Here is a 15804-nt window from a genome sequence, read left to right on the forward strand (position 1 = left end):
TTGAATTTTAATTTTGAATTTTGAATTTTCATCTATCCTAAATTACTCTTAGGTTGCTATAATCTCAGAAATTCAATGTTACAAAACTTAGCTGTAAACTCATTTTGATTATGACTTTGCAGCCCAGTTTGCTGTTTTTCAGGTATTCATGACTACATCACTAATCAAAGACCAGGAAACTTTCGTCGCCACAAACCTTAGTAAAGACGAAATCAAACTAAAACATATTATCAAAAGTCTACCCAAGGAATGTTTTCAGAAAAATAGCCGCAAAGCGTGGACTACTGTAATTATCAGTTTATCTATGGCAGCGTTAGGCTATTATTTTTTGGCTATTTCTCCCTGGTTTCTTTTACCCATAGCATGGATTTTTACAGGAACGGCTTTAACAGGATTTTTTGTCATAGGTCATGACTGCGGACATCGTTCTTTTGCAAACCGTCGTTGGGTAAATGACCTGGTTGGGCATTTTTTCATGATGTTTTTAATTTACCCTTTTCACAGTTGGAGAATTAAACATAATCATCACCATAAACATACAAATAAATTAGATGAGGATAACGCATGGCATCCCATCAGACCAGAGGTTTTTGAAGGTTGGGATAAAACCAGACAGTCTGCTTTTCAATTATTCATGCGGAAGCGTCTGTGGTGGGTAGGTTCTATCGGACATTGGGCAGTTGTGCATTTTGATGCTCGGAAGTTCCAACCCAAAGATCGGGCTAATGTGAAATTATCTGTAGGTGTGGTAGTAGCTTTTGCAGCTATTGTTTTTCCCACTTTGATTATTACAACTGGTGTTTGGGGCTTTATTAAATTCTGGTTTATTCCTTGGATGGTTTACCATTTCTGGATGAGTACCTTCACCATTGTTCACCATACAACCGCAGATGTTCCTTTTGAAACCGCTAACAAATGGAACGAAGCGATGGCGCAGTTATTTGGAACTATTCACTGTGATTATCCTCGTTGGGTAGAAATCCTTTGTCACGATATTAACGTTCACGTTCCCCATCATATTTCTACTGCTATTCCCTCCTACAATTTGCGGTTAGCTTACGATAGCATTAAGAAAAATTGGGGTGAATATCTCCATGAAGAATGTAATTTCTCTTGGGATTTAATGAAACAAATTACTAACGAATGTCAACTTTATAAAACTGACATTGGTTATACAACTTTTGATGAATATTACGCCCAGAAAGCTAAATCTCTAGCTTAAATTCAATAATTAACCTCATGATTTAATCAAGCAAAATTTATTAAATCATTTTTCTCAACTTTGCCTGTTTTGGTGGGCATTGCCCACCCTACCTTAATTACTTTTCGTTTTAGAGATTCACAAATCCAGTGCAATTAGAATCAGTTCAATTCAACCAAAATCCTGCTGTTAAATCTTCTCAGGATGAAGATAAACTGCCTTTCACTCTTGCAGATTTAAAAGCTGCTATTCCTGCTGAATGTTTTGAGCCGAGTGTCGCTAAATCACTCTATTATTTTTTCCGTGATGTTGCTATTGTTGCTGGTTTATATGCACTGGCAAATTATCTAGATTCTTGGTATTTCTGGCCAGTTTTCTGGGTGATGCAAGGAACTATGTTTTGGGCTTTGTTTGTAGTAGGTCATGACTGTGGACACCAATCTTTTTCTAAGCACAAATGGCTAAATGATTTGGTTGGTCATCTATCCCATACACCTATTCTTGTACCTTATCACGGTTGGAGAATTAGCCACAGAACCCATCACAAAAATACTGGCAGTGTGGAAAATGATGAAAGCTGGTATCCTTTGAGTGAATCTCAATATAAGCAATTACCTTTTCTACAAAAGCTAATTCGCTATTATCTGTTTTTACCTCTAGCTTATCCCATCTATTTGTTTCAACGTACTCCTGGTAAAAGTGGTTCACATTTTGATCCCAGAAGTTCCTTGTTTAAACCTTCAGAAAAGTGGGATATTATCACTAGCACTACCCTTTGGATTGGGATGGTAGGTTTGTTAGGTTTCCTTACCTATCAATGGGGTTGGATGTGGTTAATTAAATACTACGCTGGTCCTTACGTTGTGTTTGTAATTTGGTTGGATTTGGTGACATATTTACACCATACTGAACAAGATTTACCTTGGTATCGTGGTGATAATTGGACTTTTTTAAAGGGTGCAATTTCTACCATTGATAGAGATTATGGCATTTTTAACCATATCCATCATGATATCGGTACTCATGTTGCCCATCATATCTTTTTGAATATGCCTCATTATAATTTGTTGAAAGCTACTGAGGCTATTAAACCTGTGATGGGTGAATATTACTATAAGTCTGATGTTCCTATTTGGAAGGCTTTGTTACATTCTGCTAAGGTTTGTCGTTTTATTCCTGATGAGGGTGGTAAGGTTTATCACACTTATTATCAAGAGAATGCGAAGTAATTTTTAGGTTTTTGATGTTTATTAAGTCCGCCGAGTGCGGGCTTTTTTGTCTGAATCAGGATTTATAGGATTTAAGGATTTTCAGGATTTTGGTTATTGTTTTAATTTTCGATATTTGTTATAGATAGTATTTGATATTTGTGATAATGAAAAGAATAAAAGGATATAAAGTTGGACAATGAACAACATCTAGTTTTCTTATTATTAAATATTAAATAGATAACTGTATCACTTTAAAAGTTTCAATGTACAAGACTTACCTGAACTTTAAGCAATAGCAAAAAACGAATCCTGTAAATCCTTAAATCCTGGATATCCTGATTCTGACAAGATTTAATTAGGGGTTGCTGAGAAAGTCTTTCCGTGAGGGCATAGGAGTCAGGAGTCAGGAGTCAGGAGGAGATTTGAAAATTTCTTTGCCATCTCTTGAAATACCAAAAAATGCACACTTTTTCCGGTATACCCTTCAAAACCCTTGCACTAATTTCTGTGTTTATCAGCCTCTAACCTTTGATATATCAAGGTTTTAGGTTTATTCAGCAAACCCTAATTACTACTATTCTGGTAAAAACTCATTATCTAATATTTGTAAAATTGTATAATTACAACTTTGTGGAAAGCTTTCAAAAGGTAAATTAGTTTCCTTAACAGCTAAGTTAATTCCATCTTCATAACTTAATTGCAAAGCTTCTTCTAAATAAGATTTTAAACTGGGACTATCTGTTAATATTCTTTTGAATTGAGTGCGCTGTTCTCGAATGGTGGCTAACCAACTATTACTGCGTTTTTCTGGTTGGTATTGCCATTTTAGTAAATGTCCTAATAACAAGGCTAAACGGTTAACTAATTCTCTTCTTTCTTGTCTTCCCAAGGCTTCTATTTCCTCAATTAAGTTTAACTTATCGAGTATTTCCCATTTTTCTTCTCTTAGTAGTTGAACTTGTTCTTTTGTCCATCCATAAAAATCCGAGTCGTAAAGTGTATTCATGGATTTTATCTATAATACTACTGTTGATGATAAAAAATTAACCGCAAATTCATCTGTTAAAACCTTCCATTCCCCTGAATAATATGCTTCACTGTTGTCAATGTTTCCAAACTAATAAACCCTCTACGGTGTCCTTTTTGATTGGACATTCCCAAAAATACGGAATCTCCCCGTGAAGGGTTACGAGAAAACCGAGGGGAAGCATTGATATAAGTAGAGGCGCTATTGACTCCTAATGCAAATTGGCGACTTTCTTGGTAAGAGTCTGTAACTATTGCATCCGCATGACCGCTACTATATTGATTAATCCAAGCGATCGCACTTTCTAAGCTATCTACTAATTTAAACGCTACGGTTTTATTTAAATACGGTGTTCCCCATTCTCCGTCTTTTGCTAATTGTAATTGGGGAAAGGCTTCTACTAATTCTGCATCTGCTTTGAGTTCAAAGCCTTTTTCTTTTAAGCTATTCCACAGCACAGGCAAGGAAGATGGTAACGCTTGACGATGAATTAAAACTTTTTCAATGGCATTGACTGGATCTGGTTCACTTTCATGGCTATCTAAAATCATCCAGCGTACCATCTCTAAACTACCATTGAGGGACCAGTACAGGTAACAATTGCCCATTGCTGACTTTAACACAGGACAGGTGGCTTGTCTGACTACTTGCTGAATTAAGCTAGAACGTCCGTAGGGTATGACTAAACTTAAATACTGGTCTTGAGTGACTAAATCCCGTAAAGAAGTACCATGTTCAGTGGTGACTAATTCTATACAACCTGGGGGTAAACCAACTTCACTAATGGCTGTTTGCAGAACTTCGGCGATCGCCGCATTAGAATGACTAGCTTCTGTACTGCCTTTGAGAATCACAGTATTACCAGTTTTCAAACAAAAACCAGCAGCGATCGCCCCTAGTTCTGGAAAAGCCTCATAAATAAACCCAATTACTCCCAAAGGCATCAACTGGGTATAACTTTGAGAATCTTCCTGTTGATAATCAGCATTTCTCACCCGTCGCAAGGGATCGGATAATTCCCCCAAACGTTGGAGAATCTCAACAGTATTCTCTAACCGAGAGGGAGTTAATTTCAGCCAATCCAAAATTAATTCTGGTACTGCCATTTCCCGACTAGCTTCTAGATCCAGGGTATTGGCTTCGAGAATATCGTCAAAGGAGCGTTTTAGCGCCCGTGCCATTGCCAACACAGCGCGACTTCGGTCTGCCCCTTTGGTAGTTCCTAACTTCAGGGAAGCTTGATAAGCGCGTTTGGCGCTGTTCATTGGTTCGGGATAATCATCAAAAGCTTCAACAGTCATCCGATTTTGGATTTTGGATTTTGGATTTTAGATTTTGGATTAGTTCCTCGGATAAATCCGGGGCGCTGATGCAGTTAACGTCTGTAAGTAAGCCAGACCATAATTGCTGGCAGAATAGCTAATAGCACCGCCACTATTGCCCAAGCAATAATACTCGAACCATTTGCCAAGCGTAATGCTAACGGTAGCCATATAATGACTAACACGAAAATAATGCCCAACGCTATCGGCAGATAACTTTCTGCCAATTTTGGTTGAATCAGATTCCAGCTTTTCCCTGTCCAGCGCCAAGCCCGCTTATAGGGATAAGTGGTAGAAAGTTGCTCCAGTACATATCCATTATCTTCAACGACAAATATTTGCTGACAGCGATCGCAGCCAAATGCTTCTGTCAGGGTAATGGGAATTAACCGCCCCCGACGACGACAAGGACAAGTATAATCCGTATTTAAGTCTATTTTTTCCGGTTTTTGAGATGGCACAAGCAGTCTAAATAACTTGAGCGAGTTTTTGTTAACGGTTTTGGGTGGGAATGCCAAAAATTACTTTTTGGTCAACATCCCCACACTTAGCATTATTTCTAGTATATTTCTGCAAGCATTGTAGCCGCTATTTTCAATTAGACAAAATAGGAAGCAGGAGTCAGTAGGGGCAAACCCCCCGTGGTTGCCCCAGAAGGCAGGAGTTTATGCAATTAAAAATCTTAGGTCTGAAAATCTAATCATGATTTCCCAGACCTAATGATTTTGTTGGTTGATTATTTGATATTATTTTTTTCAGAGCGGGTAACGCGATTCGAACGCGCGACATCAACCTTGGCAAGGTTGCGCTCTACCACTGAGCTATACCCGCGACCTCAACATAATCTTAGTATTTCAGATTTATCTAGGTTTGTCAACCCCTATTGGAAAATTTTTTTTCTCAGAAGTCAGGAGTCGTAGGGGCGAAGCATTCGGACAAAAATATTGGGGAAAAATCGAGAATTGATCACCCGAATGCTTCGCCCGTACAGGAGGCAGGAGTCAAGAGTCAGGAGGTAAATATTTCTCCCCATCTCCCCAAACTCTCTTTTAAACTACTTCTGACTGTACCAATTTTTGGACTGATGCTGGTAAAGACTGAGCGTTACTGGCATAAGGTTCTGCTAGGTTGGAACGTAGTTGACGCATCAAACTGGCCATTTCTATGGCATTCATGGCATAATCCCAGCCATGATTACTTTTAATCCCTGCTCTTTCCAATGCTTGCTGCATGGTATCTGTTGTCAAAATGCCAAAAATCACGGGTACACCAGTTTGAAAGCTGGCTGCTGCAATACCCTTGGCTACTTCAGCAGATACATAATCAAAATGGGGTGTTTGTCCTTTAATTACCGCACCCAAGCAAATTATGGCATCATAACGTTGAGAGAGTGCCAACTGACGAGCGACGGTAGGAACTTCAAAACTGCCTGGAACCCATACATAGTCTACTTGATTGCCTTGGGGGTCAGGATCTATACCGTGACGTTTTAGGCAATCTTGACATCCTTCTAAAAGCTTAACGGTAACGAGGTCATTGAATCGACCGATCACCATTGCAAACTTTAAAGGTTCTGTTTGAGTAAAGTTGCCCTCAAAAACTGCCATGACTGCCTCTTATAACTATACTTCTTAGCCAATACATTTTTCTGGATGGAAATAAAGGAGCAGGAAAGCAATATCAGCACGGAAAAAGAACAAAGAAATTTTTGCTTCCCTTTCCTGTGAGTTCAGCTTTTCTGCTCCTCTGGTTTTTATGTTATGTGTGAACGCTTGCGTGCAGCCGTTGTCTACACCACAAAAAAGTTTAATAAACCAACTAAAAGCACTAAAGCAATCCAAACACCAGAACCAACCCACAGCAGTTTTTTAGATTCCACCCAGTTTTGAGGGGTTGCGTAAGCAACAGGAACACCAATAACCAGGACGAAGGACATCAGAACGAGAGATACTAAAGCAAATTGGAATACTATGGTCATTTTTACTTTTCCCAACACAGCGAAATCGTAACTTTCACCAAGACTGTCACGATATGATAGACAGACTAGGCTGATCAGTGAACCATTTAATTTAGGTCTTCTGAACAATTAATATTTTAAAGCTGCTTTGTAACAGTTGATCAGTTATTAGGAAAGAGGTAATGGGTAATGGGTAATGGGTTATTAACCTCCCCCTGCTCTCTTTTCTGTCCCCAGTCCCCAGTCACCAGTCCCCAATCACCTATCATGGATATAATTCTTTGTCACACAACTGCTGATTTTGACGCTTTAGGGGCGGCTGTGGGGTTAACTTGCCTCAAGCCAGGAAGTAAGATTGTCTTAACTGGGGGATCTCATCCACCAGTACGAGATTTTTTGGCTTTGTATCGGGATGAATATTCACTGATTGAAAGACGTTCTGTCAATCCTGAAAAAATACGTTCTTTGATGGTTGTAGATACTCAACAGCGCGATCGCTTAGGAAAAGCTGCTGCATGGTTAGATTTACCGCATATTCAAGAAATTATAGTTTATGACCATCATTTAACACAAGATAGCAATATTCCCACCACAAAATTATATATTGATAAAGTCGGTGCAACGACCACTTTAATGGTGGAAGAATTACAAAAACGGCATATTTCTATTAATCCTGCTCAAGCAACTGTGATGGCTTTGGGTATTCATGTTGATACAGGTTCTTTAACTTATGATCAGTCTACGCCCAGAGATGCTTTGGCTTTAGCTTGGTTGATGCAGCAAGGGGCAAGTTTATCTGTAATTGCAACTTACCGAGATCCAGGTTTATCTCCCCAACTACAAAAATTATTAACTCAATCTTTGGAAAATTTAGAATATATTTGTTTCCGGGGATATACCATTGGAGGAGTTACTCTCAAAACTGATAATTTTGTACCTGGTTTATCAGCTTTAGCATCAGAACTGGTAGAATTAACAGAAATAGATGCTTTACTGTTAGCCCATGAATATCTTTTAGAAGATGGAGAAGTTAGATTAACAGTAATTGGTAGAAGCCAAATTACCCATACCAATCTTAATCTTTTATTTCAACCTTTCGATGGTGGTGGACATTCTCAAGCTGCATCTTTCAATATTAGAACCACTGATTCACAATCAATTTTACAACAACTATTAGCAGGGTTAAAATCACAAATTCCCCATCCTCCCACAGCCAGAGATTTAATGTCTTCTCCTGTGCGAACTATTCGCCCAGAAACCACTATTGCTGAAGCTCAAAGAATTTTACTGCGTTACGGACATTCTGGTTTATCTGTTGTCAATCATCAAGATAAATTAGTGGGTATTATCTCTCGACGTGATTTAGATATTGCTTTACATCACGGATTTAATCATGCACCAGTTAAAGGTTACATGACCACTAATTTAAAGACCATTACGCCAGACGCTACCCTACCACAAATTGAGTATTTAATGGTTACTTATGACATTGGACGTTTACCAGTTTTAGAAAATGAAAATCTCGTTGGTATTGTCACTCGTACTGATGTTTTAAGGGAACTGCATCAAGCTGATGCAACTGATGAAGAAATAGATCAAAAAAGCGAAAATAATATTACATTACCACAATTACAAGCTAAATTAAAGCCGCAACTTTGGCAATTATTAAATATAGCATCTCAAGCAGCTGAAAAACGTGGTTGGCATCTTTATTTAGTAGGTGGTGCAGTACGTGATTTACTATTAGCAGAAGCCCAAACTGGCACATTAATGATTAATGATATTGATTTAGTTGTTGATGGTTTTCATCAAGCAGCAGATGTGGGTGCAGGTGTAGAATTAGCAAAAGCATTGCAATCAATTTATCAAGATGCTCGTTTAGAAATTCATGGTGCATTTCAAACTGCTGCTTTATTATGGCATAAACACCGAGAATTAAATTCATTATGGGTAGATATTGCCACTTCAAGAACAGAATTTTATCCTTATCCCGCAGCTAACCCAGAAGTTGAAGCTAGTTCTATTCGTCAAGATTTATATAGAAGAGATTTTACAATTAATGCAATGGCATTAAGGTTAACATCTCCCCGTAGCGGTGAATTATTAGATTTTTTTGGTGGTTTATTAGATTTACAAGCTAAGGAAATCAGAGTTTTACACCCTAACAGTTTTATTGAAGATCCTACTCGTATTTATCGCGGAGTTCGCTTTGCAGTGCGGTTTGGATTTGCCATTGAACAGCGAACCAAAGAGTATATTAACTATGCCATAAATAGCGGAGTTTATGACAGAACAACTCAAGAAAATGTCAAAACTCCTGCCTTACAAACTCGGTTAAAAACTGAATTAAAGCATATTCTTGAAGCTCCCTATTGGCAATCTGCTTTACAATTATTAGATGATTTGGGTGCTTTACAATGTATCCATCCTACCCTAAAATTAGATATTGATATTTTACAAGAATTACGTTTATTGGAAAAATTAATTATCATATATTTGCGAAGCTGTGAAAAACAACAAATATTACATCCTTTTTTACATCCTTGGCAAATGCGTTTAGAGTTATTAATTGCCCATTTAGAACCGCAATATACAACAAAGGTAGCTAAAAATCTACAATTAGCTGATGATAGTATTAATAGATTAAAGAAATTAGCAGAAATGCAAACAGAGGTAATTTCATTATTACCAAGTTGTGAATTACCGAGTCAAATTGTCCACTTATTGAAAAAATATGATGCACCAACTTTGATGTTAGTTGCTTTAAAAAGTCCGCGCAAAGTTAGACGGAAAATCTGGTATTATTTAACTAATTTGGCAAATGTTCAACCTTTGTTAAATGGCAATGATTTAAAACAATTGGGGTATAAACCCAGTCCGATTTTTAAGAAAATTTTGGATGATTTATTGACTGCTACTCTTGATGGTACCATTAAGGATGAATCTGAATCGCGGGAATTTTTAGCTAAACATTATCCTCGTTAATTTTAATATTGCCAGAATCAGGATGTCCAAGATTTGAGGATTTTCAGGATGTTGATTTAATGTTGATTTAAAAATTAGTAATTTGAATTAGTAATTTGAATTAGTAATTTATATGTGAAAAAGTGCTGTTACCTAATTCTGAAAAATTCCACCTTAAACACCAACAAAAAATTAATCAATTACCATCCTGTACATCCTTTAATCCTGGTTATCCTGATTCTGACAAATTCTATTTTTTAAAACGAACCACAGAGTCACATGGAACACAGAGAAAAACAACATCATGTAAATCCTCTAATCCTGGACATCCTGATTCTGACAAATCCTGATTCTGACAATTTAAATTTAATTATTCTACTTAATTTAAATTGAACTAATAAATATTTAATATTAAATTAAATATATTGCAATAAATATTTACGTATGTATTCATAATTATTTAGATATTAAAATTATTTAATAATTCCAGTATTTGAGGGATTACCAGCTAAAATTATACAAATTCATTAGCGTCCCAATACTGATAAACTTCTGAATGATAGTCAACACCTGATGCTGAATGCAAGTTATAATTTTCTTGCGGAGCAACTTTACAAAAATTTATGAGTAATCCCCTTGTGCAAGCCTTTTTTGTAGGCAGAGCAGCAGCAGAAGTAATTAATGAGCGTGTAGAAGTCGCCTTGACCGATGCTTTGAGCGAACTGGGTAAATTTGATGCTGAAGCCAGAGAACAGTTACGCCAGTTTACAGAGGAAGTCATAGCACGAGCTAATCGGGCTGCCGAAGCCTCAGAAACTGCAACAACCACAGGTAGCGGTGCATCTGGTGTAGGTTCTACAGACTTACAAGCAGAAATTGACGAATTGCGGGCAGAAATCGCCTTATTACGCACTGAATTACAAAAATATCGCAGTGCGTCAAAATAGATAAAGGGAACAGGGAATAGGGAACAGGGAAAAATAACATTTATTACCCATTACCTATTACCCATTACCTATTACCCATTACGAAGAGTGTCTGTTATTAGTGGAGATTCCGTGAATACCCAACGGTACGAAAAAAATATGGAACAAGGTTATTCAGGTAAGGCTTACCGTTGGAATCGGGAAAAATACTCTAGCAAACGCCGTTTTGTGGATATTTGGTCTTTTGTTCTGACTTTAATGTTCAAAATTTGGCGGTATAATAAAGCTTGGAGTTATCCTGGGGGTGTAACGGAAGCTAAACAAGCTGCTAGACGTAAAGCCCAAGCTATCTGGATTAGAGAGACCTTTTTAAATTTGGGACCGACTTTTATTAAAGTTGGTCAGCTGTTCTCTACCCGTGCTGATATCTTTCCTAGTGAATACGTGGAAGAGTTATCTAAGTTACAGGATAGAGTACCAGCCTTTAACTATGAACAAGTAGAGGCAATTATTGAGCAGGAGTTAGGTAAAAAAATTCCTGAACTATTCCACAGTTTTGAACCAGTTCCCCTGGCGGCTGCTAGTTTGGGACAAGTTCACAAAGCTGTGTTACATTCTGGAGAATCGGTAGTTGTCAAGGTGCAACGTCCGGGACTCAAAAAGCTGTTTGAAATAGATTTACAAATTCTCAAAGGTATTGCCCGCTACTTCCAGAACCACCCTAAATGGGGACGGGGACGAGATTGGATGGGTATTTATGAAGAATGTTGTCGCATTCTCTGGGAGGAAATTGATTACCTAAATGAAGGGCGCAATGCTGATACTTTTCGCCGCAATTTCCGCGCTTATAACTGGGTGAAAGTACCCAGGGTTTATTGGCGTTATGCTACTTCTAGGGTCATTACTTTGGAATATGTTCCCGGAATTAAAGTGAGTCAATATGACGCTTTAGAAGCTGCGGGTGTGGATCGGAAAGCGATCGCTCGTTATGGCGCTCAAGCATATTTACACCAATTACTAAATAACGGTTTCTTCCACGCTGATCCCCACCCTGGTAATTTGGCTGTTAGTGCCGATGGTGCTTTGATTTTCTACGACTTCGGGATGATGGGAACAATTAAATCCAATGTCCGCGAAGGATTGATGGAAACTTTGTTTGGCATCGCTCAAAAAGATGGCGATCGCGTGGTACAGTCTCTGATTGATTTGGGTGCGATCGCACCAATAGACGACATGGGTCCGGTGCTGCGTTCTGTCCAGTATATGCTGGATAACTTCATGGATAAACCTTTTGAATCTCAATCAGTGGCCGCCATCAGCGAAGACCTGTATGAAATAGCTTACAATCAACCATTCCGATTTCCAGCAACTTTTACCTTTGTCATGCGGGCTTTTTCTACCCTGGAAGGGGTGGGAAAGGGTTTAGACCCAGAATTTAATTTTATGGAAGTTGCCCAGCCTTATGCAATGGAACTTATGACTAATAGTAGTGGTTCAGAGGGGAATAGTTTCTTGAATGAATTAAGTCGTCAAGCAGTACAAGTCAGTAGCACTGCTTTAGGTCTACCACGTCGATTAGAAGATACACTGGATAAACTAGAACGGGGTGATATTCGTCTGCGGGTTCGTTCCCTAGAAACAGAACGTCTGTTAAGGCGACAAACTAGTATTCAAATGGGAATGAGTTATGCTTTGATCATCAGTGGATTTACAATTTCTGCTACGATTCTTTTGGTGAATCATTATGTATGGTTAGCAGCAGTAGCAGGTTTAATTGCTGCCGGAGTTTCACTTGTACTTCTCCGCCTAATTTTACGCCTTGACCGTTATGATCAGAAGTATTAATTATTGCTGCACAAATTTATGAAACTTAACTTCGCGGGTTTGACCGATCCGGGACTTATTCGTTCTAATAATCAAGATGCTTACTATATAGACCCGGAAGGACGGTTTTTTATAGTTGCTGACGGTATGGGCGGTCATGCAGGAGGAGAACAGGCCAGTCACATTGCTACCCAAGAAATTCGGGGATATTTAGAAAAAAATTGGCAATCTTCTGAATCTACGCCAGAATTATTAGAAAACGCTTTATTGTTCGCTAATGAAGCAATTTTGCAGGATCAGCAAAATCATCCTGAACGTGCTGATATGGGGACTACTGCTGTTGTAGTGGTTTTTCGTGATTCAGATCCACCTTGGTGCGCTCATATCGGCGATTCAAGATTATATCGTTATCGGAAATCCCAATTAGAGCAAATCACAGAGGATCATACTTGGATCGCTAGAGCTATCAAACTTGGTGATATCTCCGCTGATGAAGCCCGATTACATCCCTATCGTCATGTGTTATCACGCTGTTTAGGTCGTGAAGATTTGCATCAGGTTGATATACAAACATTAGATATCAAGGTTGGCGATCGCTTACTTTTATGTAGTGATGGACTCACGGAAGAACTCGTCGCTCCCCAAATTAAAACTTGCCTTGACAATTTTCCCGTACTTGATAAAGCTGCTTTTTCTTTGGTGGAAGCAGCAAAAGAGGAAGGTGGACACGACAACATTACTGTTGTCCTTGTAGATGTTGAGTAAAATTCATAATAGGGAATAGGGAATAGGGAATAGGGAATTAGGGGTTGCTGATAGCGTAGCGTGGCGTTAGCCATATAAATATGAAAACTTTACGAAAATGTCACCTGTCACCTGTCACTGGTCTTTCACAGATAACTTTTTCAGCAAACCCTAATTATCTATTCTTCCCATATCCCTATCTTCCAATGCCCAAAAACCAACAAAGTAAATATACTCAGCATTTTGTTCAATTTGAGCATTTTTTATGTTAGCAAATTGCTAAAAATATCTTTAAGCCTTTCAATTCACCTGATGAGGCTAAATTTACATTAGACTTCTCCGAAAAAGACGTAGAGACAATTCATGAATTGTCCCTACCAAGGGTTTCAGGTTATGCTTATGTAATTTTCGGAGATATCTATTATTTAGAAAATTGAAATTTTGAAATTATCGCCCTTGTTAGTCCCAACTGCAAGGATCAACAATCAAGCTCAAATAAATCTACTGTAAAAATCCTTGATTGATCCATAAGTCTATTTACATAAAACCTGCTTTCAGGAATCATGGGCTTAAAACATTAGATTTAAACGCAAGATTTAGAAACAGAAAAATTAACCGCAAGGTACTGGGCAATTTGTCAAACAATTGTTATCTTTCTTAATACAGAGGAAAAACAAATGCTGAAAACAAATATCAGCCCAAGTCTCAAACCCTTGGCTTTTCTGTCACCAATATCACTGTTAAGCGTTGTTTTTTGAGGTTTTAACTATGAATCAACCAATAGAGCTTTCCTTGGAACAGCAATTTAGCATTTGTTCATTTGCTACACAGGTCAAGAACATGAGCCATGAACAAGCACAAGAGTTTTTGGTTAAACTCTATGAACAAATGGTTGTAAGGGAAGCAACTTATAAAGAGCTTCTCAAGCATCAGTGGGGATTAGATTCAGGTTCCACTATGGCATAGAGTAGGTTTGCTTTTGTCGCAGTGGGCGACCTCCTTCTCTTGCTTGGTTCCACCAGCGGAAAAAAGCTGGGGATGTTGGGGCGTCAACTTCGATTACCAGTCACCTAACTCTTGATCTCATAGGATCTGACACAGGTAAATTCAGTAATCATATTTCAGTCTAATAATGCCCAGACCAATTTTGTAGAAGATGCTATTGTATATAGCTGAAACTAATTTAGTGGAATACAAAAATTACCCAAAAAGCTCATATCTCAAAGAATAGAGCCGTTTGTTGTTTGCTTCCTCCTGCTGCCAAGGATGTCGGCATCTTTTTCTTATGTCGAGAGTGCAGTTAAATTCAGCTTTACATTCTATATAACTATAATTTGCGTTAATCAAGAAATTTTATTTACAAAACTTTACTTATTATCCAGATATATCAAAGAATGAACCAGTATCACTTGTTTGCAGTTTAGCTAATATTTGCCGTTTTATCTTTTCATACTCCTGTTTGAGAAAATTTTTACTAACTTGAGCATCTGCGGATGATGTCAATACTTTGCTGATTTCTAGCCACTCTTGCAGTCTTTCGCGTTGAATAGGGGTTAGTAGCTAGTTACTGTTTTCTTAACCAATACTAACAAATACTCACATTTACTCAAAATTTCCTGTCATCTTTTGGCTTTGTGACAGAATTACAGTAAAATCACTGTATGCTACTAGGATTCAAAACCCAACTCAAAATTAACAAGCAACAACGACTACTACTAGCGCAACACGCAGGAGTAGCCAGACACGCTTGGAATCAAGGTTTAGCACTTTGTCAACAGGTATTATTACATAATAAACTTAATCCTGAAGAAAAAATCAAATTTCCCACAGCCATAGATTTACACAAATGGTTAGTAGCAGCCATTAAATCTACCCATCCTTGGTATTATGAAGTGTCTAAATGCGCCCCTCAATACGCATTAAGATATCTCTCAGATGCTTTTAAATCTTTCTTCAAGAAAAGTAAAGGGTTTACTAAGTTTAAGAAAAAGGGTAAACATGATTCTTTTACCTTAGATGGTGCCATAAAAATTGACTACAGAAAGGTAAAAGTACCCGTAATTGGTTGGATAAAAACTTATGAAATTCTCCCTACAGGATATCAACTGAAATCTGTCACCATCAGTAAACAAGCTGACAAGTGGTTTATCTCTTGGAAAATAGAAATAGAAACGACTCAAACCCATAAAAATCAGGAGTTTGTAGGAGTTGATTTAGGAATAAATCATCTAGCAATATTATCAACAGGAGAAGTATTTGATGGAGTAAAAAGTTATAAAAAGTATGAGAAAAAGTTAGCAAGAATGCAATATTTGAACCGTCATAAAAAAGTAGGTTCAAATAACTATAGAAAAGCACAAATCAAAATAGCGAGATTACACCAAAAAATAGCCAATATCAGAAAAGATACATTACACAAAATTACTACCTATATTAGCAAAAACCACGCGGTGATAGGGATAGAAGATTTGAATGTATCTGGGATGTTAGCAAATGGGAAATTATCAAAAGCTATATCAGATATGGGCTTTTATGAATTTAGAAGGCAGCTACGCAATACTGCTCACTTAACTAAATATACTTTAGGTTATGCTATCACTAAACTCGCCCCAGGCATAGTATAATCCA

At 37.8% G+C, this 15804-nt stretch carries 14 protein-coding genes and 1 tRNA gene; 8 read left to right on the forward strand and 7 right to left on the reverse strand.

Annotated features, from left to right (window positions below):
* Nucleotides 1-148 precede the first annotated feature (148 nt).
* Nucleotides 149-1222, forward strand: a complete 1074-nt coding sequence (locus tag H5968_RS04665) for a fatty acid desaturase (RefSeq protein WP_187038983.1) — start codon at nucleotides 149-151, stop codon at nucleotides 1220-1222.
* Nucleotides 1223-1350: 128 nt separating this feature from the next.
* Complete coding sequence (locus tag H5968_RS04670) at nucleotides 1351-2430, forward strand: DUF3474 domain-containing protein (protein ID WP_187038984.1); 1080 nt, start codon at nucleotides 1351-1353, stop codon at nucleotides 2428-2430.
* 556 nt (nucleotides 2431-2986) lie between these two features.
* On the opposite strand, the gene H5968_RS04675 is transcribed toward H5968_RS04670, so the two are convergent.
* From H5968_RS04675 to psbZ, 6 genes are all read right to left on the reverse strand, one after another.
* Entirely contained in the window at nucleotides 2987-3418 is a 432-nt protein-coding gene (locus H5968_RS04675) for a DUF29 domain-containing protein (RefSeq protein WP_187038985.1), read from the reverse strand.
* Nucleotides 3419-3474: 56 nt separating this feature from the next.
* Nucleotides 3475-4740 carry a glutamate-5-semialdehyde dehydrogenase gene (locus H5968_RS04680; RefSeq protein ID WP_187038986.1) on the reverse strand — a complete coding sequence of 422 codons (1266 nt, stop codon included), beginning with the start codon at nucleotides 4738-4740 and terminating at the stop codon, nucleotides 3475-3477.
* 74 nt (nucleotides 4741-4814) lie between these two features.
* Nucleotides 4815-5222: a hypothetical protein gene (locus H5968_RS04685; protein ID WP_096568909.1), complete on the reverse strand. Its 408-nt coding sequence runs from the start codon at nucleotides 5220-5222 to the stop codon at nucleotides 4815-4817.
* Between the two features lie 298 nt (nucleotides 5223-5520).
* A tRNA-Gly gene (locus H5968_RS04690) sits at nucleotides 5521-5592 on the reverse strand.
* 218 nt (nucleotides 5593-5810) lie between these two features.
* Complete coding sequence (gene ribH / locus H5968_RS04695; protein ID WP_096568952.1) at nucleotides 5811-6368, reverse strand: 6,7-dimethyl-8-ribityllumazine synthase; 558 nt, start codon at nucleotides 6366-6368, stop codon at nucleotides 5811-5813.
* Nucleotides 6369-6550: 182 nt separating this feature from the next.
* Complete coding sequence (gene psbZ / locus H5968_RS04700) at nucleotides 6551-6739, reverse strand: photosystem II reaction center protein PsbZ (RefSeq protein ID WP_096568955.1); 189 nt, start codon at nucleotides 6737-6739, stop codon at nucleotides 6551-6553.
* Nucleotides 6740-6985: 246 nt separating this feature from the next.
* On the opposite strand from psbZ, the gene H5968_RS04705 reads away from it, so the two are divergent.
* The 5 genes from H5968_RS04705 to H5968_RS04725 all read left to right on the forward strand — a co-directional run bounded on the left by H5968_RS04705 (nucleotide 6986) and on the right by H5968_RS04725 (nucleotide 14142).
* A complete protein-coding gene (locus H5968_RS04705; RefSeq protein ID WP_187039024.1) occupies nucleotides 6986-9703 on the forward strand; it encodes a CBS domain-containing protein in 2718 nt (905 codons plus the stop codon).
* Between the two features lie 602 nt (nucleotides 9704-10305).
* The gene (locus tag H5968_RS04710; RefSeq protein WP_187038987.1) at nucleotides 10306-10629 is read left to right on the forward strand and encodes a DUF6825 family protein; all 324 of its coding nucleotides are present in this window, start codon (nucleotides 10306-10308) and stop codon (nucleotides 10627-10629) included.
* A 138-nt stretch (nucleotides 10630-10767) separates the two neighbouring features.
* Nucleotides 10768-12453, forward strand: coding sequence for an AarF/ABC1/UbiB kinase family protein (locus tag H5968_RS04715; RefSeq protein WP_187039025.1), 1686 nt, complete (start codon nucleotides 10768-10770; stop codon nucleotides 12451-12453).
* An 18-nt stretch (nucleotides 12454-12471) separates the two neighbouring features.
* Nucleotides 12472-13197 (forward strand): Stp1/IreP family PP2C-type Ser/Thr phosphatase, encoded by a 726-nt coding sequence (locus tag H5968_RS04720; protein WP_187038988.1) that lies wholly within the window; start codon nucleotides 12472-12474, stop codon nucleotides 13195-13197.
* A 747-nt stretch (nucleotides 13198-13944) separates the two neighbouring features.
* Nucleotides 13945-14142: an NblA/ycf18 family protein gene (locus H5968_RS04725; RefSeq protein ID WP_096568971.1), complete on the forward strand. Its 198-nt coding sequence runs from the start codon at nucleotides 13945-13947 to the stop codon at nucleotides 14140-14142.
* 408 nt (nucleotides 14143-14550) lie between these two features.
* Here H5968_RS04725 and H5968_RS25475 read toward each other — a convergent pair whose 3' ends face one another.
* Nucleotides 14551-14679: a hypothetical protein gene (locus H5968_RS25475; protein ID WP_255427047.1), complete on the reverse strand. Its 129-nt coding sequence runs from the start codon at nucleotides 14677-14679 to the stop codon at nucleotides 14551-14553.
* A 158-nt stretch (nucleotides 14680-14837) separates the two neighbouring features.
* On the opposite strand from H5968_RS25475, the gene H5968_RS04730 reads away from it, so the two are divergent.
* Entirely contained in the window at nucleotides 14838-15800 is a 963-nt protein-coding gene (locus H5968_RS04730) for a transposase (RefSeq protein ID WP_255427048.1), read from the forward strand.
* Nucleotides 15801-15804 lie beyond the last annotated feature (4 nt).

The sequence above is a fragment of the Sphaerospermopsis sp. LEGE 00249 genome (assembly GCF_014299995.1).
Taxonomy (GTDB): domain Bacteria; phylum Cyanobacteriota; class Cyanobacteriia; order Cyanobacteriales; family Nostocaceae; genus Sphaerospermopsis; species Sphaerospermopsis kisseleviana.